Origin of the sequence: Paenirhizobium naphthalenivorans (genome assembly GCF_007992095.1) — a bacterium.
GTDB classification, from domain to species: domain Bacteria; phylum Pseudomonadota; class Alphaproteobacteria; order Rhizobiales; family Rhizobiaceae; genus Allorhizobium; species Allorhizobium naphthalenivorans.
This window is the reverse complement of the sequence record NZ_BJZP01000007.1, coordinates 108,068-134,846: the sequence shown is the minus strand read 5'-3', so window position 1 is coordinate 134,846 and position 26,779 is coordinate 108,068. Positions and strand designations below refer to the sequence as shown.

The window sequence follows — 26,779 nt, the reverse complement described above, 5'->3', positions numbered from 1 at the left end:
ATCGAGACGCCGGCCTTTAGGTCGGCGTTTTTGTTTGCGCTAAGACCAATCCAGACCGACAGCGCGATAGCGGACATTGACAAAGGAGACTAGATTGTTCTGACTTGAACAGTTGCAAGGCTTAACAACCCGTCAGTCCGCGCACGATGCCCGAAACATTTTCCTTCAATGCGATCGGCTTTGCCGGTGGCGGCAACCGTTGCTACTGGCAGAGTGGCTTCTTTGAGGCGCTCAACGCGCGCCTCCCGCAAAGCCCGTCCTATTACGTAACGGTCTCGGCCGGCGCCTATCACTGCGCGATGATCCTGGCCGGAGTCGGAAGTCGGGTACGGAGTGCGGCCTTTTCCTTTGCCAAACGTAACGTACCCGACATCAACTGGTCGGCGCTACGGCAAGGGCGCTCGCCGCTCGTGGTCGGCAACCTCTTCAGAGAGTTTCTCACCCAACAGTTTGGCGAAGAGGAACTGAGGGCGATCAAGGCAGCCCCGCCGATGCTGATCCAGCTTTCGACGCCGCCTAGATGGATGCCCGGCGGGCTTGCGGCGCTTGGCTCGATCGCCGCTTATCAGATCGAGAAGCGCCTGACCGACGGCGCTCATTCCAAGGCCGGCCGCTATCTCGGCCTGACACCCGCCTGGGTTTCTACCCATGACCTGGCGACGCCCGCCGAACTCGTCGACGCGCTGATGGCAACCTCGTCAGTCCCACCGTTCATGCCAATCGGGCGTATCTCGGGCCGTGCTCAGCTCGATGGTGGACTGGTCGACAATCCACCGACGCTGAAACTCACGGAAACGGAAACGGCCGGTGGCAAGACGCTGCTGCTCACCACCCGCCACGGTCGGCTACCGCCAGCATCGGCGGGGCGAACCGTGGTCGGCCCCAGCGAGGACATCACGGTCAACAAGTTCGCGATCAGCGACGAGGCCGGCTTGCGCCACGCCTTCGAAACGGGCCTGCGAGACGGCGAGGTGTTCGCCGGAAGGCTGCCCTTCCTACTCTCGTCAGCTCGTCAACGGCCATTGAACATGGCATCTTGTGCGGCGCAGGATGGCAAGCGCAGATTCTAGCTTTTGAACGGTGACTAAAGACTCTATTCCCTTTTCTCATTTTCGTCTGCCTGGACAATGTGGAACGTTTTCAATCCGATCATGAGGCCCTTCAAAAGGCGCAGCGCCGCGCGCCTTCTCAAAAGGGGCAAAGCCATCTATCTCGCCGGGGACTCCTTTCCGGCCGATCTGCACATCGAAGCAGCCATCGAGGCCAGGCTGCCGTCGTTGTTCGGCGTTTGGCGAAGCCAGACCGCCCTCAATGAACGGCATGGCGCGGGCCAGTTCACGATGAAAATCCCTGAACGGCTAGACATCTTGCGACGCGAACTGCCGGATATTTCTCCGGCATGGCCAAACGTCCTTGTCGGCAGATCCTCCGGTTCGCGCGTGGCGACGCTCTTTGCTTGCGAACATCCGGTTTGCGCGGTCGTCTGTCTGGGCTATCCATTCAAACACCCGAACCGTGAACCAGAGCCCATCCGTTACGAACATCTCCGTCATATCGCCGTGCCGACGCTGATCCTTCAAGGGAGATCGGATGCCTATGGAAGCTTCGAGCAAGCCGGAACCTATCCCGCCTCCGCCAATGTCACGATCATGCCGGTCGACACCGATCACGAATTCCGGTTGGACGAGAACCAGTGGGATGCCGTCGCCGGACGGATCGCGCACTTCCTGCGCAACCTCTGACGCCGACGGAGCCATGAAGATCATGGCGCCCGGCAGAGGAGACCACCGCTTACCGGCCTGCTGACACCTGTCGTCCCCGGAAAGGTCAACGGAAGGCGCTTGAGCGAGCGTACGGCGAGATAGGCCCAGGCCTCCGCCTCCATGGCGTCTCCGTCAAAACCGGCCTCTTCCGCCTTCAGGACGGTCGCGCCGTGGCGGGCGGCGATGTCGGCCAGATCGGCCATGATGGTGCGATTGAGCCGCCCGCCACCGCCGACGATGTAGGTTTGAGGTGGATGCGGCAGATGGCCGGCGGAACGCTGAATGGCCGCCGCGGTGACATAGGCCAGCGTGCGCGCGCCATCGTGCAGCCCCGCCTCATCCAAGGCGGGCGGGCGAAAATCATTGCGGTCGAGGGACCGGCGCTGATCGGCGGTGAAGAAGGGATGGTCGAGATAGCGCTCGGCGAGCGGCACCAGCATGGATCCTTCCGACGCGATCACGCCACCCTGATCGAAGGGCACACCGGCATTGACCTCCACCCACTGGTCGATCAGCGCATTGCCCGGCCCGCTGTCGAAGGCGAGGATCCGGCCCTCGGCGTCGATGTAGGTGAGATTGGAAATGCCGCCGATATTGACGAAGCAAACCGGCCAGGCGGCCGCTTCAAGGGAGGCCGCAAGCGCTGCATGATAGGCTGGCACGAGTGGCGCACCCTGCCCGCCGTGGATCATGTCGTTGGCCCGCATATCATAAACCACGTCGATGCCGGTCTCCCGGGCAAGCAGTGCGCCATCGCCGATCTGCACGGTCAGCGCCTGGTCGGGCCGGTGCATAACCGTCTGGCCATGGAAACCGATGACGTCGATGTCGCCCGGCCCCAGGCCATGTGCCTCAAGGAACACCTTGACCGCCTCCGCATGACGAAGCGTCAGCTCCCGCTCCAGTGCGGCAAGCGAAGCCGGACGCTGCGATCGCTCGGTGATCGCCTGCGCGTCGGCCAGCCCCTTCTTCAGCTTGTCGCGGAATGCCGGCTCATAGGGCACAGAGAGAAAGGGGCCCCGCTCGACAAGCGTTTCGCCGTCAGTCGTCAGCATGGCGACATCGATGCCGTCCATAGACGTGCCGCTCATCAGGCCGATCGCCCGCATCCTGCCTCCCACAATCTCTCTCCGTCGCTTCGAATGAATGTCATCAGCGTTATTCATGGCTGAAACGGGTGCACATTTCAAAAAAGAATGCTAAAGCCGCCGGCAAATTCCCGTTAGCGATATTCTCCAGAAAGCCTGAAGGTCATGACGAAGTTCAAGTCCGATTTCCTCCGTACCATGCAAGAGCGCGGCTTCATTCATCAGATTTCCGATGAAAGCGGCCTCGACGACCTGCTCGCCAAGGAAACTGTGACCGCTTATATCGGCTTTGACCCAACGGCGCCGTCGCTGCATGCCGGCTCGCTGATTCAGATCATGATGCTGCATTGGTTCCAGGCGACCGGTCACCGGCCGATCTCGCTGATGGGTGGCGGCACCGGCATGGTCGGCGACCCCTCGTTCAAGGAGGAGGCGCGCCAGTTGATGACCGTCGACAAAATCGAAGACAATATCGCCTCGATCAAGCGCGTCTTCGCCAACTACCTGAACTACGAGAAGGGGCCGAAAGACGGAGCCCTGATGATCAACAATGCCGAATGGCTGCGTTCACTCAATTATCTCGAATTCCTGCGTGACGTCGGCCGGCATTTCTCGGTCAACCGCATGCTGTCCTTCGACAGCGTCAAGACGCGTCTTGATCGCGAGCAGTCGCTGTCCTTCCTCGAATTCAACTACATGATCCTGCAGGCCTACGACTTCGTCGAACTTGCCAAGCGTTACGACTGCCGTCTGCAGATGGGGGGCTCTGACCAGTGGGGCAACATCATCAACGGCATCGACCTTGGCCATCGCATGGGCACGCAGCAACTCTACGCGCTGACATCGCCGCTCCTGACCACATCTTCAGGCGCCAAGATGGGCAAGTCGGCAACGGGTGCCGTCTGGCTGAACGCCGAAATGCTCTCGGCCTATGACTTCTGGCAGTACTGGCGCAATACCGAGGACGCCGACGTTCCGCGCTTCCTCAAACTCTATACGACGTTGCCGATGGAAGAGATCGGCCGCCTTGCGAACCTTGGTGGCTCCGAGATCAACGAAGTGAAGAAGATCCTCGCAACCGAGGTGACCGCTATCCTTCACGGGCGCGAAGCCGCGGACCTTGCCGCGGAGACGGCCCGTAAGACCTTCGAGGAGGGCGGGCTTTCCGAGAACCTGCCAACGATCGAGCTTCCCGCTGCCGAACTTGAGGCAGGAATCGGCCTTCTGTCGCTGATCGTCCGCGCCGGTCTTGCCAGTTCAAACGGCGAGGCGCGCCGCCATGTCCAGGGCGGAGCGGTGAAGATCAATGATGCCGCGGTCAACGACGAGCGCATGACGATCGGCACGGGCGAAATGACCGGCGACGGCGTCGTCAAGCTGTCACTCGGCAAGAAGAAGCACATCCTGGTGCGCGCACTCTGATATTCATGGCGCCGGGCGTCGTTGCGCCCGGCCTCCGCCGACGGCCTTGACAGGCCAAGGCACAGGTCTGCCGACGCAGAAAAAATCGCATCTTCCCCAAAAAGATTCTCGCCCCTTCCGGCCCGATCCGGCGGCAGGGCAGAGCAATCGCGCCGCCTGCCGGTGTTTCGCAATGCTGCCGATTGGCGCCGCGTGACAGCACCCTGCAATGCGGACTGCCGGGACTCATCCTGCAACCTACCGAGGTAAATTCAATTTACCCGTTCTACATCAATAACTTATCGTGAATTTAAATGCGATTTCGGACGGAAAGTTCGCATCGATTTGTTAAAATTCGATCTAATTTCTATTCAAATCAAAATAAAACACAAATCGAATTTTATACTTGTTTTATTCTTGTTTTATGCCGTTTTGACTAAACTTAACCTCTGTTTTTACTTCGCTATTTTGCAAGCAATCAAAACATCCGTGCCATTGTCTCCTCAACACGGGGAGACGACCAATGACAATAAAAAGAACTCTGGGTATTGGACTCTTGACCATCGCAATGAGCGGCGCACTGGCGCTTCCGGCGGCGGCGGTGCCGGCCAGCATGCGCATCGTGGGCAAGGCCAATCCGCCGATCGGCCACTATGAATTCTGCAAGACCTATCACGATGAATGCGTCCCAACCGGCGGTGACACTGGACCGGCGGTCCTGACCCAGGACAGCTGGAAAAGCCTGCTCGACGTGAACTACACCGTCAACAGCTCGATCACGCCACTGACCGACCAGGACATTTATGGCGTAGAGGAACGCTGGGCCTATCCCCGGACCGTCGGCGACTGCGAAGACTTCGCCCTATTGAAGCGTAAAATGCTGATCGATCGCGGCTTCTCCGCATCAGACCTGCTGATCACCGTCGTCCTGCAACCAAGTGGCGAAGGCCATGCAGTCCTGACAGTTCGCACCGACCACGGCGACTTCATCCTCGACAACATGCGCAACAAGGTCATGCTGTGGTCTGAGACCGAGTATACTTACCTCAAGCGCCAGTCGGCCGACGATCCGGGCCGCTGGGTGAAGCTTCAGGACGGCCGCGCAACTGCGGTCGGTAGCGTCCAGACAAACTAACAGGGCTGCCGCACAATCGCGGCCGCCGCTGTGCCCTTGGCCCGGTCCGCCCCCCCGCACACCCCGTCCCCGACCGGAGCCAACGAGCCGGTCCCGCCTCAACCGGGACCGGCTCTTTTTTGTCCCAAGCGCCTCGAAGCTTGGCGCCTGCCTATTGCGCCCACAGCATTAACCGCCCGTTTACCATAATCACGGACTGTCGCCACCAGGGTCGGATTCGCCCGGCTCGGCCGCAGGCGTGACCGACGAGCGCATCCATGCTGGCGTAGGCGAGAATGAATGCATAGGACAGATGCCGTGACAGAACCGGTGCGCGATGCCCCCCTAATCTCCAATCGCTTCCTCGCGGCACTCACGGCGGTCATCGCGACGCTTGCCCTACTCTCGCTCGGAATAAGCCTGTTCGGAAAGCGCATAGGCGAGCAATGGGCACTGGCTGACCATAGTGACAGCCATGACGCGCTCGACATCACGATCGGCATCGACCGCTTGCGCCTCGCCGCCAACACGATCCGCTTCGAGGAACAACGCCAGAGCGGAACATCGGAACGCGTCGATCTTGCCCTGCTCTGGCCGGAGATGACTGGTTACACACGGGAGAACCGCCGCCGCTTCGATGATGTGTCGATTGCCGGAACGCTCGTTTTTTTGCAGTTGTCACAGAGCACCATGTCGCGCGACATGTCGGGCCGTGTCGAACCAATCTACGCTCACCTTTTCGAAGGCGCGACGGAAAGCGGCCCGCACGGACTGGCGCTTCACCGATTCCGCCACGGTACCGGCTATGACGATGAAGTCCTGCTAACGGCAAAACGGCCAGGCAAACCGGATTATGCGGTTCGCTGCCTTCTACCGACGCACGATAGCGCCGCAAGCAGCAACGACTGCCAGCGCGACATCCACCTCGGTCGCGACCTGACCGTGCTTTACCGCTTCTCCAGCACGCTCCTTGCCGACTGGGAGAAAATTGACACCGCGGTAGAGACCTATGTCGGCAGCCAGATCGTCACAGGACCGGCGTCGCGGACGCCTCAAAAGCGCGCAAATACAGCAAGGAATAATTCATTATAAACCACTTGGTAAGGCTGTTTCCCTACTCTTGTTCACAGTGGTCGCGTGGGGGTGCGCCCGATCCGAAATTACAGCATGTGAAGAGTCTCGCGGTGAACATTACATTCCGACGCCTTAACCTAGCCTCACCAATGCGCCAGTTCGCCTGTGCTGCGCTGGTTCTGTTGGCTGCCCTGGGAATGAACGCCTCGGCAGCCACGGCCGCGCCGACCTATGGCGGTATCGTGGTCGACGCCAAAACCGGCAAGGTCCTTTACAGCGAGAACGCCGACAGCCTGCGCTATCCGGCGTCGCTTACCAAGATGATGACACTTTACCTGACCTTTGAGGCGCTCGAATCCGGTAGGATCAGCCTGAATAGCAAGGTGCCGATCTCCGCCCATGCGGCATCTGAACCGCCCTCCAAGCTTGGCGTCGGCGCCGGCCGTTCGGTGACCGTCGAACAGGCGATCCTCTCGCTCGTGACCCGCTCTGCCAATGACGTCGCCACGGCACTTGGTGAATTCCTCGGCGGATCGGAAGCGCGCTTTGCCCAGATGATGACGTCGAAGGCCAGGAGCCTCGGCATGACCAAGACCACCTATCGCAATGCCAACGGCCTGCCGAATACCGCGCAGATGACGACCGCGCGCGATCAGGCGCGCCTTGGAATCGCCCTGCGCCAGCATTTCCCGCAGTATTACGGCTACTTCTCGACCCGCAGCTTCAAGTTCGGCAACCAAGTGATCGGCAACCACAATCGGCTGCTCGGCGCCGTGCGCGGCGTCGACGGCATCAAGACCGGCTATACCCGTGCGGCCGGTTTCAATCTGGTTACGTCCGCCCAGGCCGACGGACGGTCGATCGTCGGCGTCGTCATGGGCGCGCCCTCGGGCGGCAACCGCAATGCCCGGATGACCAAGCTCGTGCAGGCCTACCTGCCGAAGGCATCGCGTGGCGGCAGCGGCGACCTGATCGCAAAGATGAACACTTCCGTCGCTCCGGCCATTGCGTCCGCCGCAGAGGAGGCACCGGAAGTCGCACTCTCGGCGCCGAACCTGCCGTCAAGCGGCCCACTACCGGAAACCCGCTATGACATAGCACCTGTTGCCTATGCAGCACCGGCCAACGACAATGCGGCCGCCGCCGCCATCGATTCTGCTCGGATTACGGCTTCGCGTCCGCTTGCGGCCGAAATTCCGGTCCCGCAGCCGGCACCGGCCTACATGCCCGATCGTCAGGCCGAGGCTGCGACTGTGTCCGCTCCGGCAAAAGAGGTGGCATCGGCATCGGCTGACATCGACGAAACCACAACGGCTTCGACCCAGCCGACTTCCGGTTGGGTGGTGCAGATCGGCACCTCGCCAGATCGCCAGCAGGCCATGGGTCTTCTGCGCCAGGCGCAGGACAAAGGCGGCAAGGTATTGCGTTCCGCCACCCCCTTTACCGTCGCCTACAATGCCGGCTCGGCAAAAGTCTACCGCGCTCGATTCGGCGGCTTTGACGACCAGAAAACGGCCGTCAACGCGTGCAAGGCGCTGAAGAAGAAAGGCATCGGCTGCTGGGCGTCCGCCCAGTAAGCCCATCTCCCACCTCGAAATTTGTAATGCGTACGAGGTAATTGCAATGACATCGAACGAGAAACACTTCGAACTGGCTCCGACCCAGGACAACAGCGGCAAGGACGGCGCCTATGGGCTGCATCCGCTGCACGAAGCGGCCTATCGGATCGCCGACCTCGGCCTCAATCGCAAGCGTGGTTCGCGCACAAAGGATCTGATCGGCCTGCTGTTGTGCCATGGTGCGCGCGCCTGGCGGTATTCTCAGCCGGACGCCAATATCCACCTCCATGTGTCTTCGCACGGCGGCCGCTTCCCGGTCATGCTGCGCTTGCGCTGATCCATTCCGAGGACCCGCCATGCCGCTCTACTCTCTTGGCAATTTTGCTCCGAAGGTTCCGGCCGATGACCAATATTGGATCGCGCCGGACGCCCATGTCATCGGGCAGGTCGAGATCGGTGTGGATGTCGGTGTGTGGTTTGGTGCGGTGTTGCGTGGCGACAATGAGCCGATCATAATCGGCGAACGCACGAATATCCAGGAAGGCGCGATGGTGCATACTGATCCGCGCTTTCCGGTTGTGATCGGCACGGGTTGCACCATCGGTCATCACGCGATCATCCATGGCTGCACGATCGGTGACAACTCGCTGATCGGCATGGGCGCGACGATCCTGAACGGCGCCAAGATCGGTAGAAACTGCCTGGTTGGCGCCAATGCGCTGGTGACCGAAAACAAGGAATTTCCCGACAATTCGCTGATCGTCGGCTCGCCCGCCCGCGTGGTCCGTAGCCTCGATGAGGCCGCGACAGCCGGTCTGCGGCTCTCCGCGGAGAACTATGTCCGCAACTGGCAGCGGTTTGCCCGCGACCTCAGGAAGATCTGACGACGACGCTATCTCAGGGCGATCCGGCAGAGAAGCCTCACGCGCAGTTGGCGCAGAGCCCACGGATCTCGATCGTCGTCTTCTCGGCCTTGAAACGCCTGGTCCTCGCCCAATCGGCTAGCCGATGGTCGATGGCGTGGTCATGAAACTCCTCGACATGACCACATTTGTGGCAGATGGCGAATGCTACCGTGCCATGGGCGCAGCAATCGCTCTGCGGATGGGCGCAGGCGACGAAGGAATTGATGCTTTCCAGCCGATGCACCAGACCGAACTCGACCAACTTGTCGAGCGCGCGATAGACCTGGAGCGGAGCCCGAAAACCCTTGTCACGCAGAACATCAAGGATGCCGTAGGCTGAGAGCGGCGCATTCGACGCCGACAGCGCCTCGAACACCAGCGACTGGTTCTTGGTCAGGTGCGGTTGGGTCATGTCAACCTCGTGAGGAGTTTTCATCCCGCCGGAGACGCGGTGCCGGCAAGAGACTGAACAGGAACAGGATCAGGGCCGCGACGACGATCGAAGGGCCGGACGGTGTGTCATAGGTGAGCGATCCGAACAGGCCGAGCACGACCGCCACGGCGCCGATCAGCGAGGCAAGAACCGCCATGACCTCAGGCGTTGTGGAAAAGCGCCGGGCCGCGGCGGCCGGGATGATTAGCAGGGACGTGATCAGCATGATGCCGACGATCTTCATGGCGATGGCGATGACAAGCGCCATCAACAGCATGAAGGCGAGCCGCGCACGCTCGGGGTGAAGGCCCTCGGCCTCGGCAAGCTCGGCATTGACTGTGGCAGCGAGCAGCGGTCGCCACAGCCAGGCGATCAGCGCGAGCACAACAACCCCACCGCCCCAGATGATGGCGATGTCGGTCGTTGTCACCGCAAGGATGTCGCCGAACAGGAAGGCGATCAGATCGATCCGCACCCAGGACATGAAGGCGACCAGCACAAGGCCGATCGCCAGCGTCGAATGGCTGAGAATGCCGAGCAGCGCATCGGCCGAGAGCGCCTGTCGTTTTTGCAGGAGAAGCAGAAGCAACGAGACACATGCGGCGACAAGGAAAACGCTGACCATCAGGTTCAGGGAGAAAAGCAGCGAGAGCGCGACGCCGAGCAGGGCCGAATGAGCCATGGTGTCGCCGAAATAAGCCATGCGACGCCAAATGACGAAGCAGCCGAGCGGTCCGGTGGTGAGGGCCAGACCGACGCCGGCGAAGATAGCCCGCAGGAAAAAATCATCAAACATCGGAAGCCTCCTTCGCGGGCGTGGCGCTCTTTGGCAGGCCATCGGTTTGTACCTGCCCTCCTACGGAATGCTGATGCGCATGATCAAGGGTACCGTGTTCATGGGCGTGATTGCCATCTGCATCGGTGGCGTGGGCGTGCGCTCCATCGGGCTCATGACTATGGCGGCCCGCGGGATCGCCCGCAAGATCAAGGGAATGGCCCTCAGCGCCATGGCCATGGTCGCTATGCGCATGGCCAGCATGGTCGTCCTCATGGTGGTGCCCGTCACCGACGTGACAATGCTCGGTAATGGTACCATCCTCGTGGCGCACGCGGCCATCTGGCAGATGGGTATGGTCGTGGTGATGGCTGTAGACGGCAAGCGTGCGTCCGGCAGCCGCGCCGAACAGACGCATATATTCAGGGCTCTGGCTGACGGCATCGGGTGTGCCGCGGCAGCAAACATGGCCGTTGAGGCAGATAACCGTGTCCGTTTCGGCCATGACCACATGGAGATCGTGCGAAATCAGCAGGATACCGCAACCGGTGGAATTTCGGATCGACGTGATGAGGTCATAGAGGGCAATTTCGCCGGCGAAGTCGACCCCCTGCACCGGCTCGTCGAGCACAAGCAGATCGGGCTTGCGGGCGATGGCGCGGGCGAGCAGCGCACGCTGGAACTCGCCGCCGGACAGATGCTGAACCTCGGCGCCGGCCAGATGGGAGATGCCGACTGCATCGAGGGCCGCGACGATCTCCTCGTCATTCAACCGCACGGTGAGCGTCATCAACCGCTTGACGGTAAGCGGCATGGTCCAGTCGACGCTCAGTTTCTGCGGCACGTAGGCGACGCGCAAGCCGGGCTTGCGCTCCACCCTGCCCTCGTCAGGTGAAAGCACGCCGATCGCCATCTTGGCACTCGTTGATTTTCCCGAGCCGTTAGGACCGATCAGGGTGACAATCTCGCCGCGACTGACGGAGAAGTCGACGCCGCGAACAAGCCAGCGGCCATTGCGCCTGACACCGGCATCGGCCAGCGTGACGAGCGGAGTTTCGGAATTGGATTTCAGTGAGGTCATGTCCGCGCCGGAAATTTGCTGTTGCATGATGCTATGGCACACGTTATAGCATTACGCAATTAATGTAATAGTATTACATTACACAAACAAGACGGAGAAAATATCCATGACGCTTTCCCGACTCGGCCTCGCCGCCTCGACCGCCGCCCTTTTCCTTTTGCCGACGCTGGCGCTTGCCGCGCCGCAGGTCGTCGTTTCGATCAAGCCCATCCATTCGCTTGTCGCAGCGGTTATGCAGGGCGTCGGCGAGCCGTCGCTGATCGTCGAGGGCGCCGCCTCCCCCCACACCTACAGCCTGAAGCCCTCCAACGCCAAGGCGCTACAGCAGGCAGATGTCGTGTTCTGGACCGGGCCCGGGCTCGAGGTTTTCCTCGCGAAGCCGCTTGAAGCACTTGCCGGCAAAGCGACGATCACCGAACTCGACAAGGCGCCGGGCGTGGAAACGTTGAAATTTCGCGTTGGAGGACCGTTCGAGGCCGATGATGACGGCGACCAGGATACGCCCGGCGGTATTGACCCGCATATCTGGCTCAACCCGATGAACGCCAAGGCGATGGTCGGCGAAATCGAGCGCGTGCTGGTCGCCGCCGATCCCGAAAATGCTATGCACTATCAGGAGAACGGGGCTGTGCTGATCAAGTCTCTCGATGCTCTCGACAAGGAGATCGTGGCCAAGCTCGCGCCGGTGAAAGACAAACCTTTTGTCGTCTTCCACGATGCCTATCAGTATTTCGAGCATCGCTACGGGGTGGCGGTCGCGGGTTCGGTCGTGGTCGAACCGGAAGCCATGCCGGGAGCGGAACGGATCTCCGAAATCCATGCCAAGATCGAAAAACTCGGTGCGACCTGCATCTTCGCCGAACCGGAATTCGAATCGAAGCTGATCAAGGTGGTCATTGAAGGCACCCAGACGAAGACCGGTGTACTCGATCCGCTGGGCGCGGCACTCAAGGACGGCCCCGAACTCTATCCGGAACTGATCCGCAACCTCGCCACCTCGCTCAGCGATTGCCTGTCTAAGTGAGATATTGAGATTTCCTGAAGGCGGACTTAACGGTCCGCCTTTTTCAGCCCCTTGGATGTTATAGTATTACAAACGTAGAAAGGTTTGTTCGATGGACAAGCTTCCCGTCACCGTGCTTTCCGGTTTTCTCGGAGCCGGAAAGACTACGCTTCTCAACCACGTGCTCTCCAACCGCAGCGGGCTCAAGGTCGCGGTCATCGTCAATGACATGAGCGAGGTCAACATCGACGCAGCGTTGGTGCGCGGTGGCGAGGCGGCCCTTTCGCGCACCGACGAACAACTGGTCGAGATGAGCAATGGCTGTATCTGCTGCACACTGCGTGACGACCTGCTGAAAGGCGTACGCGATCTCGCGGCGCAAAACCGTTTCGACTATCTGCTGATCGAAGCAACCGGGATTGCCGAACCGCTGCCGATCGCCACAACCTTCGACTTCCGCGACGAGGATGGTTTCAGTCTCTCGGACATTGCCCGCCTCGATACCATGGTGACGGTGGTCGACGCCGCCAATCTGCTGGCCGACTATTCCTCCGTCGATTTCCTCTCAGATCGCGGCGAGACGGCCGGAGCGGGCGACAACCGGACGCTGGTCGACCTTTTAGTCGAGCAGATCGAATTCGCCGACGTGATCGTCCTCAACAAGATCGGCATCGCGACGCCGGAGCAGCGCGACGCGGCGTTGAAGATCATCAGCGGCCTCAATCCCGACGCCCGGCTGATCGAGGCGGATTTCGGGCAGATTGCGCCGCGCGACGTTCTCGGTACCGGCCTGTTCGACATCGAGAAAGCCGAAACCCATCCACTCTGGTTCAAGGAACTCAACGGTTTCAACGACCATGTGCCCGAAACCGAGGAATATGGCATTCGCTCCTTCGTCTATCGGGCCCGACAGCCCTTCGACCCGGTGAAATTCCAGGCCTATATCAATCGCGCCTGGCCGGGTGTCATCCGCGCCAAGGGGTTCTTCTGGCTGGCGACCCGGCCCGACTACGTGGGCGAGCTCAGCCAGGCGGGCGCCATCGTCCGTACCGGCCGCATGGGCCGCTGGTGGTCGGCCGTACCGCGCCAACGCTGGCCCGACGATCCCGGTTTCCTTAAGGTCATGGAGCCCTATCTCGACCCTATCTGGGGTGACCGGCGTCAGGAGATCGTCTTCATCGGCGCCGATCCGATGGACGAGTCCTCGATCTCGACTGCGCTCGACGCCTGCCTCGTACCGGCCGCCAGCTTCGCGCCGGCCGCATGGTCCGGACTGAAGGACACGTTTGCGCCCTGGCAATGACCTTCCGGCAAGGCCCGCCCGCACTGCCGGCTGGCCTTGCCCATTTAGCCCGGCACAAGTTCCGCGCGCTAGCATCAGGCCGATTGTTGCCAATGGCGCGGAGCATGCACTTGTCCTTTGACGACCGGCTGGCGGAAGCCGAAGCCACATTCCGGGCGGAACGCTATTCCGAGGTTCTCGAGCAGTTGGCAAGGCTGATGCCGGAATCTGCCGACCACCGCGCCGCCCAATTGCTTGGCGAGGCCTTGCTGAAACTCGACATGATCGGCGAAGCCGCCGAGGCCTTCGAGCATGCCGGCCTCAGGCGTCCGCCGGAACCCTATCCGCTGCTCTCCCGGGCGGCGCGCCTCTATCTCGACGCGGGCCGCGACGACAGGGCGCTGGCGTTGGCCATGCAGTTGCACCGTCATCAACCAACCGACCCTGCCCCAGCTTTCATTCTCGCATCCATCGGTCTGAAAACCGGCAACAAGGCTCTGGTCGACGCGGTAAAGAATCAGTTGGTCGACAGTGATGATGCCGAACACCTGAAACTTGCCGTGCGATTGATCGGCGAAGATCTACGCAACGAGAAGAACCTCGTCCTGTTTTCCAAGCTCCGGGTGCTTCACCCAGACGATCCGTTCATCCGCATGACGTTGATCGGCTTTGCCCGGGAATTCTGCGATTACCCAATACTGCTACGCGAGGAAGCTCTGCTCCGCGCAGAGATCGCCGCGGGCGATACGCGCGCGCTTGCCGCCGAGACACCACATTACAATCTGATGTGGTGCGCAGATGAGGTGCAGAACCGCCTGGCCGCCAATGTCGCCGGTCTTGTCCCTTTCCCCGCTGATGCGCCCGCTCGCCGTCGCGCCATACCCCACACCTGGGGCGGAAAGATCCGCATCGGTTATCTGTCCAACGATTTCTGGGCCGACCATGCGACGATGCGGCTGATGCGCAGCGTGCTTGCCGCCCATGACCGAGCCCACTTCGACATCACCCTCTATTGTCATACACCGGAGCGCTTCATCGGCGCGGATGACGCTGCACGGGTGCAATGGGGTCGGATCGCGCGGATCGAGGCCGTGGACGACATCGAGGCGGTGGCTGCGATCCAGCGCGACGGCATCGACATCCTCGTCGACCTCAAAGGGCATACCGGGGGCTCACGCTCCCGCCTGATGAACGCACCGGTCGCGCCGGTGCATGTTGCCTGGCTCGGCTTTCCCGGAACAGGTGCCGGCATAGATTGCGACTACGTGATCGGCGACCGCTTCGTCCTGCCGGAGACGTCCAAGCCACACTACCACGAGAAATTCTGCCGCATGCCGGAGAGCTACCAGCCGAACGATCCGTGGACGCGACAAATCCCCACCCCCTCCGAGCGGCGCGCCTATGGTCTGCCACCAGATCGCTTCGTCTTCTCCGCCTTCAACAGCCAGCGCAAGAATTCACCGGAGGGTCTCGCCCTTTGGGCCAAGGTATTGGTCGCCAATCCGCAGGCTCTGCTCTGGCTGATGGTCGACGGCACCCACGCACGCAACGCGACGGCCGACTTCCTGCGCCGCGCTGGCGTACGCTCGGACCAGTTCATTTTCGCGCCCAAGATGCCCTACAGCAACCACTTGGCGCGGATTCCGGCCGCCGATCTCGGGCTCGACAGCTTTCCCTACAACGGCCACACGACGACATCGGACATGCTGTGGGCGGGTTTGCCGGTCGTTACCCGAAAGGGCAGCAACTTCGCCTCGCGCGTTTCGGAAAGCCTGCTGAACGCCATCGGCCTGCCGGAACTGGTGGCTGCCGATGACGACGACTTCGTCAGACTTTGCACAGTGCTGGCTTCGGACAGAAACCACGTTGCGGTCCTGAAACAAGCGATTGCCGACAATCGCTTCGTCGCACCACTGTTCGACGCGGAGCGCTTCTGCCGTCACCTCGAACAGGCCTATACGCATATGGTGGAGCGGGCAAAGGCTGGCCTGGCGCCTGAACATTTCGACGTTCCAGGACTTCCACCGCGCGAAGTACCGTTCAGAACGCTGTAATAAAGCAGCGGGCGTGTTTAGCGTATCTCTGCACGCTAACCCGCCCGCCCGGTTTTGCTGGAGTCTCCCTAGAGAACGCCGCGGCGGGTCAGCAAATCGAGCACGATGGATGCCCCCTCTTCGCCGGCTGGCCGTTCGGTCTGAAGGCGCTGCCATGCCAGATCATATCCCTCGAGCATGGCGCGGCGCTGCAGGCTATCGCTGGATAGCCGCTCGGCCCAACGCACCAGGCTTGCAGGGCGGACGACATCATTGACGTATTCCGGCACCACTGCATAATCGGCGATCAGATTGGGCAGCGCACCCGTCCAGGTCTTGATCCGGCTGCTTAAAAGACGGATCAGCCAGTCGGTCTTATAGGCCGAGACCACAGGAACCGTCGCCAGCGCCAGTTCGAGAATGACCGTGCCGGAGGCGGCCATCGCCGCGTCGGCCTCGGCGAACGCCTGCCACTTGGCATCGTCGCCGAGCAAGATCTCAGGCTTGTCGGGCCAATCGGCGATGATCGCGCGCACGCGCTGTTCCTGGCGCGGAACGGTGGGCAGAAGGAAACGCGTCGGGCCGTTGCGAGCCACGAACTCGCGCACCGCGCCGCCGAATACCGGAAGCAACAAGGACACTTCCGCACCGCGCGAACCAGGTAACAACACAATGGTGTGCGGCTCTCCCGGCATCCTCGGTGCGCGCTCATTGCGCAGGTGGCGCGTCTCGACCAGTCTGGCGTGCGTGGTCAGCCGATGCCCGACAAAATGGGTTGGCGGACCACCAAGATCGCGCATCACCTGCGGCTCGAACGGCAAGACGGCGAGCACCTCGTCGACATAAGCCATCATGGCCTTGGCGCGGTACTCCTTCCAAGCCCAGACGCTCGGGCATACATAGTCGACCACCGGTAGATCGGGCAGCGCTTGGCGCACCTTTTTCGCCACGCGATGGGTGAAATCGGGACTGTCGACAATCAGCAGCAGATCAGGCTTGGCTTTGACGATCGCCTTCGCCGTCAACCCGATCAACCGGATGAAGCGCGGCAGGCGCGACAGAACCTGCGTGATGCCCATGACCGAAAGCTCGGAGAAGTCGAATAGAGACGTGAGGCCCTGTCGCTCAAGCGCATCGCCACCAACGCCGAAGAGTTCGATCGGGCCACTATGGCGCACCTTCAGCGCGGCGACCAGATCAGCGCCCAGCAGGTCTCCCGACACTTCACCGGCTATCACAGCGACCTTCAAGGGCTTGCCAGTCATTCCCTGCCTCCCGTCAAGCCGCGGTCAATGCCGATGACGAACAGGCCGGCGTCGTTGGCGGCCTTGATCACCGCCTCGCGCTCGATCACCAATGCGCGGCCAGCCTCGACCGCCACGCCGGCCAGACCGGCCTTGCGGGCATTGTCGATGGTCGAGCGACCGATCGACGGCAGGTCGGCACGCAGGTCCTGCTGCGGCTTGCAGAGTTTGACGAGCACGCCCTTGCGCCGCTGCGAAATGCGTTTTTCAGCGCGCAGATGAGCAACACGTTCCAGCATGGAATCGGTCCCCTCGACGCCCTCAAGCGCGACGATACGGCCGCCAACGCTCACCGCGCCCTGGCCAACATCAAGCCGGCCGAGCGCTTCGGCAGCTTCGGCGCCGCGTTCGATGTCACGCCAGTCGTCCGCCGTCGGCTGGATCGCGCCGATGGCGCCTGTCTCCGCCAGCAGGTCCGGCGCGATCTCGTGCGCACCGATCACCCGACACCCCTGCGCCTCAATCAGACCGATCACCATTTTCAGCACGACGTCGTCGCCGCCTGCCAGCAGGGTTTTGACCGCCATCGGCAGTTTCAGCAGCGATTTCAGATTGACCCGCATCTCGCCGAAGGCGGGCCGGCGCTTGACGCCGCCCGACAGCACCACACGATCGATGCCCTGGGTCTTCAGTAGTGCCGAAAGGCCGGCCATGTCGCCAACCCCGATCACGGCCGTGTCAAAGCCCTGCCACTGCTGGTCGGCTTCGTCCCGCAGCCTGAGGATAAAAGGATTCTCGCCCGCCAGGCGCGCCGCTTCGGCAACATAGAGAGGCAGGAAGCCACCGCCGGCGACGATAGCCAGACGGCCTTGCTGAGCCCCTGACGGTGCCATGACGATCAACTCTTGCCGCGAAACGGCGACGACAGCGCGCGATCGCTTTCGGCTGCGATGAAATCAAGGATTTCCAGGACCGGCGGACAATCGAGATATTGGTCACGAAGGGCGGCAGCGTTGACTCGGGCAGAGCCCTCCCCCTCGAAGATCTGCTTGTAGGCGCGGCGCACCTCATGGATCACCGACCGCGCGATGCCGGCGCGCGTCATGCCGACCACGTTCAAGCCACCAAGCAAGCCCGGATTGCCGTTCAGCATGCCGTAGGGAATGACATCATAGCTCACGGCCGAAAGACCGCCAATAAACGCCTGACGACCGATGCGGGTAAACTGGTGTACGGCCGCACCGCCACCGAGAATGACCCGGTCCTCAACCTTCACATGGCCCGCCAGCATGACATTGTTCGACAGGATGATGTTGCTGCCGAGTTGACAGTCATGCGCTACGTGCGAATTGGCAAGGAAGAGATTGTTGTCACCGACCACCGTCTTCCCACCACCTTCGGCGGTTCCGGTGTTCATCGTCACGCCTTCGCGCATGGTGCAATTATCACCAATCGTCAGCGTGGTTTCCTCGCCGGCGTGGTGAATGCTCTGCGGGTCGGCCCCGATTACCGCATTCGGGAATATCCTGGCGTTACCGCCAATCGTCGTCCGGCCGGTCACCACCGCATGCGGCAGCAATTCACAACAGTCGCCGAGCGTCACATGTGGGCCGACATAGCAGAAAGGACCGATCTTGGCATTTTCACCGATCACGGCACCATCTTCAACGACCGCCATGGGGTGAATGATGGCGCCTTGCCCGATCTTGCTCATTTCGCGTCCTTGCGCATGATCATCGCGCCGATATCAGCCTCTGCGGCAAGCGCCCCGTCAACCTTGGCGTCGCAATGGAATTTCCAGATATTGCCGCGCTGCTTCTGCTTGACCACATGGAATTCGACGCGATCACCGGGAACGACGGGCTTGCGGAAACGCGCGTTATCGATGGTCATGAAGTAGACGAGATTGCCACCCTCACCCTGCTTGCGCGCACAGATCGCGCCCGCCGTCTGCGCCATGCCCTCGATCAAAAGTACGCCGGGCATAATTGGCGATTCGGGAAAATGGCCTGTGAAATGCGGCTCGTTGGCGGTGACATTCTTGATGCCGATCGCCGAATCGTCACCATCGATCTCGATGATCCGGTCGACCAGCAGGAAAGGATAGCGATGAGGTAAGAGCTTCATGATCTCAAGGATATCGGCCGACCCAAGCTCGGTCTTTACCTGATCAGTCATTCTTCCCCCCTTTATGCTTGCGGCTCTCGGCTTGGCTTAGCGACGCCGCCACATCCTTTAGAAAATCCTTCAACGGGCGCGCCGGCACGCCACCGTAACGCTCGCCCGGTGGAACGTCGGCGAGAACCCCGCTCATCGCTGCGATCTGCGCGCCATCGCCGATCGTGATATGGCCGTTGACGCCCGACGCGCCACCGATCATTACGCCGTCGCCAACCTTCGTGCTGCCGGCTATGCCAACCTGAGCGACAATACCGCAGTGCCGGCCGATGCGCACGTTGTGGCCGATCTGCACGAGATTGTCGATCTTCGTCCCCTCGCCGATCACCGTATCGTCCATCGTGCCACGATCAATCGTCGTGTTGGCGCCGATTTCGACATGATCCTGAATGATGACGCGGCCAACCTGGACAATCTTTAGCATGCCGCGCGGGCCTGGCGCATAGCCGAAACCGTCCTGACCAATACGCGCGCCATTATGAATTATGACATTGTTGCCAATGAGAGCCGACTGGACGGTCGCGCCGCCAGCAATGGTGCAGCCACGCCCGATCTTCACACCTGCTCCGATCACCGCACCGGGCCCGATGCGACAGCCCTCACCGATCTCGGCATCAGCGCCAATCACAGCCATCGGTTCGACCAGCACATCCGCTTCCAGCCGTGCCGAAGGGTCGACGAAGGCAGCGGGCGAAACGCCGGACATCGCCGGCGAAATGGCAACCGGACGCATGGCAGACGGAAAGAGCAATGCTCCCGCGAAGGCAAAAGCCGTGGCAGGCGATGACGTCAGGAGAACGGGAATATGGGCAGGAATGATCGGAGCGAGCGCCTTGTCGCACAAGATGGCCGAAGCCTCACAAGTGTCCAACTCTTGTTTGCTACGACGCGATAGAATGTAGCAGATATCACCCTGCTTCGCTCTATAGACAGGGGCAACCGAACGGATCAACCGCTCGGACGCACCAATATCGTGAAGTTCCGCCCCGATCTGCGTCGCAAGCGACGCTAGAGAGATCCCCTCACGGGGCGGAAAGAAATGATTATGCTCCATCAGCCAAAGCCCCAGAACGTTACCAACCAGCAGCTCTGGACTGCAGACCTTAGAACGAGCTCGCCATGCTAAAGCGGAAGTTCTGAACCTTGTCGAAGTCTTCCTTGACAACCGGAACCGCGTAGTCGAAGCGCAACGGCCCGAACGGCGACAGCCAAAGGATACCCGCACCGAGCGACGCACGCATAGACATGTCCGTTCCGACGACACCGGCGCTATTGCTTACGTCGTTACCGTAAAGCGTGCCGGCATCAGCAAAAAACGAGCCACGGATGTTAAGATCCTGCGGCAAGGCCGGCAGCGGGAAATTCACTTCCGCCGACGCGGTGAAATAGGTCGTGCCACCGAGCGGATCACCATTCAAACGCGGACCGATACCGTTGGTCTCAAAGCCGCGCAGGTCCTTGCCACCGATCTGGAACTGATCGAAGACATTGAGATTATCGCCCGTCGAGACGACATGGCCGGCACCGGCACTGAGCGAACCGACAAGGTCCAACTCATCCGAAAGTGTCTGGAAATAACGAACACGGCCGTAGACCTTGTAATACTCGGAATCACCACCGATCCCAGCGTATTCATGCGTGAAGCTGGCGTAAATGCCTTCGCGCGGCATGGTGCGGTCATCGAGCGTGTTGTAGACCACAGAATGACCGATGATCGACTGCCTCCAAGGGCTGCCCTCGATCAGATCGATATAAGGAGCCGACATGCTGTCGTCGCCGGTATAGGGCAGACCGTCCGCACCGTAGGCACCGTCTTCCGTGTACTTCAATTCCTTATAGGTGTAGCGAACAGTCGTCGCCAGCTCTTCGGTGATAGGCGCCGTTACGCGCACCGTTCCACCGGTCTCCTCATATTTATAGTCAGAGTTGCTGCTGGTCTCGTTGCGGAATAGATCGAAGCCCGCGGCCAGACGATAACCGAGGAAATAAGGCTCAGTGAACGAGAAGTTGTAGGTCCGGCTGCTCTGCAGACCGCCACCAACGGCAACGCGGATAAACTGACCGCGACCGAGGAAGTTCTTCTCTTCGACAGAAGCCTCCAGCATGAGACCGTCGCCACCGACCGAGTAGCCTGCACCGACACTGAAAGCGCCTGTCGGCTGATCCACGACATCAACGACAACCACGACACGATCCGACGCACTACCCGGCGCAGTCGAGATATTGACCGAGGTGAAGTATCCCAGAGCCTCAAGACGTCGCTTGGCGCGGCTAATGGTTTCCTGGTTGAACGCATCACCTTCGGAAATGTCAAACTCGCGGCGAATGACATAGTCACGAGTACGCGTATTGCCACGGATCTCGATACGCTCGACGTAGGCGCGCTCGCCCTGATCGACCATATAGGTCACGCCAATCGTATTGTTCTCGAAGTTGCGATCGCCACGCGGAACCACCCGGGCGAATGGATAACCTGCGGAAGAAACACGCCGAGAGATAGCCTCCATCGACTTCTGAACGTCGCGAGCGCTATAGGTATTACCCGCGCGCGTTTCGACCAAACGCTCCAAGTCGGCACCATCAACACCTTCAACAGTGGATTCGACCGAAATATTGCCAAACTTATAGCGCTGCCCCTCATCCACCGTAATGGTGATGGCATATTCGTTACCCGACGCATCCAAGGCCACATCCGAAGAGATGACACGGAAGTCGGCGTAGCCGTGATTGTAATAGAACTGGCGCAACGCCTCTTCATCAGCGCGGAGCTTGTCCTCGTTATAGACATCCTTGCGAGTCAAGAAGGACAGCATGTTAGAGCGCTTGGTCTGAATGACCGAAGCCAGACGGGTGTCGCCATAAGCACTATTCCCGACGAAGGTGATCTTGTCGATCTTGGTGCGGTCACCCTCATTGATGACAAACGCCAGATTCACGCGCCCCTCAGCCACAGTAACAACCTGGGTCGTAACCTCAACGTCGCTACGACCAATGGCGGCATACGCCTCTTTGATACGCGCGATGTCGGCCGACACCAGACTTTCGCTATACGGACCCATCGGTTGCGTCTGCACGAAACCGCGAAGCTTATCATCCTTGATCTTACGGTTGCCGTTGAACACAACCTGATTGATCAATTGGTTCTCGGACACGCTGACAACGAGCGTACCACCAGACACGGAAATGCGCACATCCGAAAAGAATCCGGTCGCGTAAAGACGCTTCACCGACTCGTCGATATCGGCATTGGAAAAGCTCTGACCAGGCTTGATGGTGATGTTGGAGCGCACCGCATCGACACCGACACGCTGGGCACCGCGGACCTCAATACGCTGGATCACGGCAGCTTCGGCAACTGCGGCCGATGCGAGTACAGCCATGCCTGCGCCCGAAGAAACGACACCAGCAGACAGCGCGACCGCCGATACCGCGTTCAAAAATCTTGAACCAGCCTTCATGTGTATTCTCAACCTTTTTCCATTGCCCCGCAGTCGCAGACGACTCCGGCCCTGTGTGGTTTTAACGGCTTTTATCCTACAAGCAAGTACGGAGGTTAAATTCCATTTACTTCATTTACAGGCGTGACCCAATCGCCACTGTGACTTTGAAACATCGTAAACAAATCCTCTCCAACGCAACAAACCGACCTCGTCTGCGGCGCTCGCACCCTGGCCTAGCCGATTAACCGGCTGATATCGTTCCAGGTTGCAAACACCATAAGCGACAGGATCATGACCAGGCCAATGCGAAAGGCGATTTCCTGAGCGTTCTGCCCGACGGGCTTGCCGCGAATTGCCTCAAGCGCGTAGAGGACTAGATGGCCGCCGTCAAGGACCGGAACTGGCATCAAATTGAGCAGCCCCAGGGAAACCGAGAGAACGGCCGCGAGATTGACCAGCGCGACGATGCCCAAGCTGGCCATCTGGCCCGAGGCCTGCACGACCCGGACCGGACCGCCCAGCTGATCCGCATTCATCCGCCCGGCAATCAGATTCGAGAGATAGTCAAAGGTGCCGGTGACGATATGCCAAGTCTGTAACACGCCCTCGCCGACCGCCTCCACCGGCGTCAGCTCCACAATGCGGAAATTACCGCTCTGCTGGTTGGTGACGATGCCGATCTGGCCGACTTCCATCTTGTTGCCGAACCGGTCGGTGGTCACTGTACGGCGCGGCACCATATCGAGCGCGATCTCACCGCCATTGCGCCGGACCGTCACGACTACCGGGATCTCTGGCCTCATACTGATATAGCGCACGACGTCGTCGAACGTCTCGATGTGGCTGCCGTCAAGCGCCACAAGAAGGTCGCCCGGCTGAACGCCGGCTTCATATGCGGCGCTGTCAGGCTTCACCTCGGCGACAACAGGATCGGCGACCGGCTTGCCCTGAGTGCCGAACATGACAGCGAAAATGGCGATCGCGGCGATGAAGTTGGCGATCGGACCTGCAGCTACCGTGACCGCGCGCTTCCATAGCGCGGCGCCGGCCAGAGTCTGCGCACGCTGTTCCGGCGTCATCACCGCCAGTTCGTCGCCGTCGGACAGGCTCGCTGCATCGGCGTCCCCATAGAAACGCACATAGCCGCCGAGCGGAACGGCGGACAGTTTCCAACGCGTTCCGTGCTTGTCGGTAAAACCGGCAAGCTCAGGGCCGAAGCCGATCGAGAACGCGACAATGCGGATTCCCGACCAGCGTCCGGCAAGATAGTGGCCAAGCTCGTGCACAAAGACGAGTAGAGACAGCACCACAACATAGGGAAGGATATAGCCGGCGAGAAAGCCGAAGAAGGCAGAAACGTGATCCATCATTCGATCCTATTCATGGCGCCAGCCGGCCCTAGAAGCCGAAAAAGAAAGCACCGAGAGAGTCGACAGCCCCCATGCCGACAGCAGAGAAGCCTATCGCAAGAAAGAATGCGGCGAAACAGGCAAATACGAGTGCATCGACCCGGTCCATCACCCCGCCGTGACCTGGAATGAGGTGACTTGAATCCTTCACGCCGAACCGGCGCTTGATGAAGGATTCAAACAGGTCACCGATCTGGCCGGAGACCGAGAGGAAAAAGGCGAGAAAGGGTACCCAAAGATCGATCGACTGGAAAAAGGACAGTGCCACTGCAGTGCCTCCCAGCACGCCGGCAACCGTTCCGCCGATTGCGCCCGACCAGGTCTTGCCCGGCGATATGCGCGGCGCGAGCTTCGGGCCGCCGATGGCGCGTCCGACGAAATAGGCGAGGATATCGGTAGACCAGACGACCGCAAAAACGAAGATCATCGCCGCGAGACCGAGTTGATCGTCGCCACGGATCGCCGAAAGCGCGATCGCGCTCAGCCCCGAGTAAAAAATGCCGCCGGGCTGCCACCAACTCCAATGGCCGGTCAGCGCCGGCAGCACGGCTGTCAATGCAAGACCGGCAAAGAGCGGAACGGTCAGATCCGGTGCACCGAACAGCATGTTGGCGACAATCGCGGCGAGAGAGAGCCAACCGAAAGCGTGGCCCCGCATGCTCCGCTCGGCCAGTTTGGTCATCGACGACCATTCGTAATAGACGAGCAAGCCGATAGCGCCCGCCAGGATTCGAAAGGCCAGGCCGCCGAACCAAGTCGCCGCCAGAACGACAATGACCATGACGATGGCGGAATAGACGCGGAGTGTCAGTTCACGGCTCATGATTGCGCCTACGATCCCAAGGCCACTGCCGTGGCCGACAGACCGCCGAAACGACGGTCGCGGGCACTGAAGCGCTCGAGGGCGGCGAAAAACACCTCGCGGCTGAAATCTGGCCAAAGCTCGGGCACGAACATCAACTCGGAATAGGCCGCTTGCCACAGCAGGAAGTTCGACAGGCGCTCCTCGCCGCTGGTGCGGATGATCAGATCCGGGTCGGGAATATCGGCCGTATCGAGGTTTTCGTCGATCATCTGCGCGTCAATCTGCCCGGCCTGCAACCGACCGGCAGCGACTTCGCCCGCAAGTCGCGCCGCAGCCCGAGCGATCTCATCACGGGCGCCGTAGTTGAAGGCGATCACCACCGTCAGTCCGGTATTGTCACGTGTCGTCTCTTCCGCCTCGAGCAGAAGGGAGCGAATGTCGTCGCGCAGAGTGCTGCGGTCACCGATGATGCGAATACGCACGTTCTCCCGGTGCAGTTCGGCGAGGTCGCGGCGAATGAAGGTCTTCAGCAGGCCAAAGAGATCGTTGATCTCGGACTCCGGCCGGCGCCAGTTCTCCGAGGAGAAGGCAAACAGCGTGAGATAGCGAATACCGACCTCAGCCGCCGCCCGCACCGTTTCGCGCACCGCCTCGACGCCCTTGCGATGGCCGAAGGTCCGCGGGAGCCCACGCGCACTTGCCCATCGCCCGTTGCCATCCATAATGATCGCAACATGCTCGGGTACGGCGCGGTTCTCAGCTGTCGACATATTCGGTCCGGTTCAAGGCATCCAGGGCGGGCAAAACGAAACGCGCATGCTAGATCTGCATGATTTCCTTTTCCTTCTCGACGAGCAAGCGGTCGATATCGGAAATCGTGTCGTCGGTCATCTTTTGCACCTTCTCGGAAGTGGCGCGGCTTTCGTCCTGACCGATTACGCCGTCTTTCTCGGCCTTTTTAAGGCCGTCCATGCCGTCACGGCGAACATGGCGAATCGCCACCTTGGCCTTTTCGGCATATTCGTGGGCGATCTTGACCAGCGACTTGCGGCGCTCTTCGTTCAGTTCCGGCAGCGGGATGCGCAGGTTCTGGCCGTCGACGATCGGGTTGAGGCCTAGATTGGCTTCGCGGATGGCGCGATCGACGGCGTTGACCATCGACTTGTCCCAGACAGAAATGCCCAGCATACGCGGTTCCGGCACGGTGACATTGGCGACCTGGTTCAGCGGCATCCGCGAACCGTAGGCCTCAACAGTTACGGGATCGAGAATATTGGCGGACGCACGGCCGGTGCGCAGCGACGCGATGTCATGCTTGAACGCATTGATCGCGCCATCCATGCGGCGCTTGACGTCGTTGAGATCGATACCTTCGCTCATGATGAACTCCTCTTTGTGTCCGGACTACAGACCGATGCGCCGGTCGCCTGCCCTCAATTGTCGCTGACGATGGTCTTGCAACCACCGCCCGAAAGGATTTCGCCGAACCCGCCCTTCTCGTGAATAGAGAAGACGATGATCGGGATGGAATTTTCGCGCGCCAAAGCCACGGCCGCGACATCCATCACAGCCAGCCCCTTCTCCAGCACCTCGCTATGGGTGAGATGGTCGAAACGTGTGGCCGTCGGATCCTTCTTCGGGTCGGCCGAATAGATACCATCGACCTGAGTGCCCTTGAAGATGGCCTCGGCGCCAATCTCGGCGGCGCGCAATGCCGCGGCGGAATCGGTTGTGAAGAACGGATTGCCGGTGCCACCAGCGAAAATCACCACGCGACCCTGTTCCAGATGGTGGAGGGTACGCAACTGGGTGAAGCTCTCGCAGATCTCCGGCATGGCGATGGCCGACAGCACAACGGTGTCAATGTCGAGCTTGCGCAATGACGTCGCGAGCGCCAGCGCATTAATGACGGTCGCCAGCATGCCCATGTGATCGCCGGTCACGCGGTCGCCGCCCTTGGAGGCGACGGCCACGCCGCGGAAGATGTTACCGCCGCCAACCACGACTCCAACCTCCACGCCCATCGCCCGTGCTTCGGCGATATCGCTGGCGATCCGATCGGCGACCGCAACGTCGATGCCGAAGCCCTGACCGCCCATCAGGGCTTCGCCGGAGGCTTTGAGAAGGACGCGTTTATAGAGTGGCTTGGAAGTCATGCTGTATCCTCGATAATTCTGAAGCCGGATACACGA

Annotated in this window: 26 protein-coding genes; 11 read left to right on the top strand and 15 right to left on the bottom strand. The window is 60.7% G+C overall.

Going from position 1 to position 26,779, the window contains the following annotated elements; genetic code table 11:
* Nucleotides 1-146 precede the first annotated feature (146 nt).
* Both RNA01_RS09470 and RNA01_RS09465 read left to right on the top strand, forming a co-directional pair.
* The gene (locus RNA01_RS09470; RefSeq protein WP_147179771.1) at nt 147-1,070 is read left to right on the top strand and encodes a patatin-like phospholipase family protein; all 924 of its coding nucleotides are present in this window, start codon (nt 147-149) and stop codon (nt 1,068-1,070) included.
* Between the two features lie 81 nt (nt 1,071-1,151).
* Nucleotides 1,152-1,742 (top strand): alpha/beta family hydrolase, encoded by a 591-nt coding sequence (locus RNA01_RS09465; RefSeq protein WP_147179769.1) that lies wholly within the window; start codon nt 1,152-1,154, stop codon nt 1,740-1,742.
* Between the two features lie 20 nt (nt 1,743-1,762).
* Here RNA01_RS09465 and RNA01_RS09460 read toward each other — a convergent pair whose 3' ends face one another.
* Nucleotides 1,763-2,884: an anhydro-N-acetylmuramic acid kinase gene (locus RNA01_RS09460; protein WP_210245752.1), complete on the bottom strand. Its 1,122-nt coding sequence runs from the start codon at nt 2,882-2,884 to the stop codon at nt 1,763-1,765.
* Between the two features lie 132 nt (nt 2,885-3,016).
* Between RNA01_RS09460 and tyrS the strand changes: the two genes are divergently transcribed.
* The 6 genes from tyrS (at nt 3,017) to RNA01_RS09430 (ending at nt 8,883) form a co-directional block, all read left to right on the top strand.
* Nucleotides 3,017-4,273: a tyrosine--tRNA ligase gene (gene tyrS, locus RNA01_RS09455; RefSeq protein ID WP_147179765.1), complete on the top strand. Its 1,257-nt coding sequence runs from the start codon at nt 3,017-3,019 to the stop codon at nt 4,271-4,273.
* Between the two features lie 547 nt (nt 4,274-4,820).
* On the top strand, nt 4,821-5,387 hold the full coding sequence (locus tag RNA01_RS09450) for a transglutaminase-like cysteine peptidase (RefSeq protein ID WP_235916551.1): 567 nt from the start codon (nt 4,821-4,823) through the stop codon (nt 5,385-5,387).
* A 279-nt stretch (nt 5,388-5,666) separates the two neighbouring features.
* Complete coding sequence (locus RNA01_RS09445; protein ID WP_147179762.1) at nt 5,667-6,458, top strand: hypothetical protein; 792 nt, start codon at nt 5,667-5,669, stop codon at nt 6,456-6,458.
* 131 nt (nt 6,459-6,589) lie between these two features.
* Nucleotides 6,590-8,017 carry a D-alanyl-D-alanine carboxypeptidase gene (locus RNA01_RS09440; protein ID WP_147179981.1) on the top strand — a complete coding sequence of 476 codons (1,428 nt, stop codon included), beginning with the start codon at nt 6,590-6,592 and terminating at the stop codon, nt 8,015-8,017.
* A gap of 46 nt (nt 8,018-8,063) precedes the next feature.
* Nucleotides 8,064-8,336 carry a hypothetical protein gene (locus RNA01_RS09435; protein ID WP_147179760.1) on the top strand — a complete coding sequence of 91 codons (273 nt, stop codon included), beginning with the start codon at nt 8,064-8,066 and terminating at the stop codon, nt 8,334-8,336.
* Between the two features lie 19 nt (nt 8,337-8,355).
* On the top strand, nt 8,356-8,883 hold the full coding sequence (locus RNA01_RS09430) for a gamma carbonic anhydrase family protein (protein ID WP_147179758.1): 528 nt from the start codon (nt 8,356-8,358) through the stop codon (nt 8,881-8,883).
* Between the two features lie 37 nt (nt 8,884-8,920).
* On the opposite strand, the gene RNA01_RS09425 is transcribed toward RNA01_RS09430, so the two are convergent.
* From RNA01_RS09425 to RNA01_RS09415, 3 genes are read right to left on the bottom strand one after another with little or no spacing between them, the layout of a single operon-like run.
* Nucleotides 8,921-9,316 (bottom strand): Fur family transcriptional regulator, encoded by a 396-nt coding sequence (locus tag RNA01_RS09425; protein ID WP_147179756.1) that lies wholly within the window; start codon nt 9,314-9,316, stop codon nt 8,921-8,923.
* A 1-nt stretch (nt 9,317) separates the two neighbouring features.
* Entirely contained in the window at nt 9,318-10,133 is an 816-nt protein-coding gene (gene znuB, locus RNA01_RS09420) for a zinc ABC transporter permease subunit ZnuB (protein ID WP_147179754.1), read from the bottom strand.
* Complete coding sequence (locus tag RNA01_RS09415) at nt 10,126-11,193, bottom strand: ATP-binding cassette domain-containing protein (RefSeq protein ID WP_147179752.1); 1,068 nt, start codon at nt 11,191-11,193, stop codon at nt 10,126-10,128. The genes znuB and RNA01_RS09415 overlap by 8 nt, the downstream gene beginning before the upstream one ends.
* 106 nt (nt 11,194-11,299) lie before the next feature.
* On the opposite strand from RNA01_RS09415, the gene RNA01_RS09410 reads away from it, so the two are divergent.
* The 3 genes from RNA01_RS09410 (at nt 11,300) to RNA01_RS09400 (ending at nt 15,532) form a co-directional block, all read left to right on the top strand.
* A complete protein-coding gene (locus RNA01_RS09410) occupies nt 11,300-12,217 on the top strand; it encodes a zinc ABC transporter substrate-binding protein (RefSeq protein ID WP_147179751.1) in 918 nt (305 codons plus the stop codon).
* Nucleotides 12,218-12,308: 91 nt separating this feature from the next.
* Nucleotides 12,309-13,499, top strand: coding sequence for a GTP-binding protein (locus RNA01_RS09405; protein ID WP_147179749.1), 1,191 nt, complete (start codon nt 12,309-12,311; stop codon nt 13,497-13,499).
* A 104-nt stretch (nt 13,500-13,603) separates the two neighbouring features.
* Nucleotides 13,604-15,532 (top strand): O-linked N-acetylglucosamine transferase, SPINDLY family protein, encoded by a 1,929-nt coding sequence (locus RNA01_RS09400; RefSeq protein ID WP_170253406.1) that lies wholly within the window; start codon nt 13,604-13,606, stop codon nt 15,530-15,532.
* Nucleotides 15,533-15,600: 68 nt separating this feature from the next.
* On the opposite strand, the gene lpxB is transcribed toward RNA01_RS09400, so the two are convergent.
* From lpxB to pyrH, 11 genes are all read right to left on the bottom strand, one after another.
* Nucleotides 15,601-16,776 (bottom strand): lipid-A-disaccharide synthase, encoded by a 1,176-nt coding sequence (gene lpxB / locus RNA01_RS09395; RefSeq protein WP_147179745.1) that lies wholly within the window; start codon nt 16,774-16,776, stop codon nt 15,601-15,603.
* Complete coding sequence (locus RNA01_RS09390; protein ID WP_147179743.1) at nt 16,773-17,648, bottom strand: LpxI family protein; 876 nt, start codon at nt 17,646-17,648, stop codon at nt 16,773-16,775. The genes lpxB and RNA01_RS09390 overlap by 4 nt, the downstream gene beginning before the upstream one ends.
* A 5-nt stretch (nt 17,649-17,653) precedes the next feature.
* Nucleotides 17,654-18,469: an acyl-ACP--UDP-N-acetylglucosamine O-acyltransferase gene (gene lpxA, locus RNA01_RS09385; protein WP_147179741.1), complete on the bottom strand. Its 816-nt coding sequence runs from the start codon at nt 18,467-18,469 to the stop codon at nt 17,654-17,656.
* On the bottom strand, nt 18,466-18,933 hold the full coding sequence (fabZ, locus tag RNA01_RS09380) for a 3-hydroxyacyl-ACP dehydratase FabZ (RefSeq protein ID WP_147179739.1): 468 nt from the start codon (nt 18,931-18,933) through the stop codon (nt 18,466-18,468). The genes lpxA and fabZ overlap by 4 nt, the downstream gene beginning before the upstream one ends.
* Nucleotides 18,926-19,987, bottom strand: coding sequence for a UDP-3-O-(3-hydroxymyristoyl)glucosamine N-acyltransferase (gene lpxD / locus RNA01_RS09375; RefSeq protein WP_147179737.1), 1,062 nt, complete (start codon nt 19,985-19,987; stop codon nt 18,926-18,928). The genes fabZ and lpxD overlap by 8 nt, the downstream gene beginning before the upstream one ends.
* A gap of 49 nt (nt 19,988-20,036) precedes the next feature.
* Nucleotides 20,037-22,391, bottom strand: a complete 2,355-nt coding sequence (gene bamA, locus RNA01_RS09370; protein WP_147179735.1) for an outer membrane protein assembly factor BamA — start codon at nt 22,389-22,391, stop codon at nt 20,037-20,039.
* Between the two features lie 215 nt (nt 22,392-22,606).
* Nucleotides 22,607-23,740 (bottom strand): RIP metalloprotease RseP, encoded by a 1,134-nt coding sequence (gene rseP / locus RNA01_RS09365; protein WP_147179733.1) that lies wholly within the window; start codon nt 23,738-23,740, stop codon nt 22,607-22,609.
* A 31-nt stretch (nt 23,741-23,771) separates the two neighbouring features.
* Nucleotides 23,772-24,605 carry a phosphatidate cytidylyltransferase gene (locus RNA01_RS09360; protein WP_147179731.1) on the bottom strand — a complete coding sequence of 278 codons (834 nt, stop codon included), beginning with the start codon at nt 24,603-24,605 and terminating at the stop codon, nt 23,772-23,774.
* An 8-nt stretch (nt 24,606-24,613) separates the two neighbouring features.
* On the bottom strand, nt 24,614-25,357 hold the full coding sequence (locus tag RNA01_RS09355; RefSeq protein ID WP_147179729.1) for an isoprenyl transferase: 744 nt from the start codon (nt 25,355-25,357) through the stop codon (nt 24,614-24,616).
* Between the two features lie 49 nt (nt 25,358-25,406).
* Nucleotides 25,407-25,967, bottom strand: coding sequence for a ribosome recycling factor (frr, locus tag RNA01_RS09350; RefSeq protein ID WP_147179727.1), 561 nt, complete (start codon nt 25,965-25,967; stop codon nt 25,407-25,409).
* Between the two features lie 53 nt (nt 25,968-26,020).
* The gene (gene pyrH, locus RNA01_RS09345; protein WP_147179725.1) at nt 26,021-26,743 is read right to left on the bottom strand and encodes a UMP kinase; all 723 of its coding nucleotides are present in this window, start codon (nt 26,741-26,743) and stop codon (nt 26,021-26,023) included.
* Nucleotides 26,744-26,779: the final 36 nt, after the last annotated feature.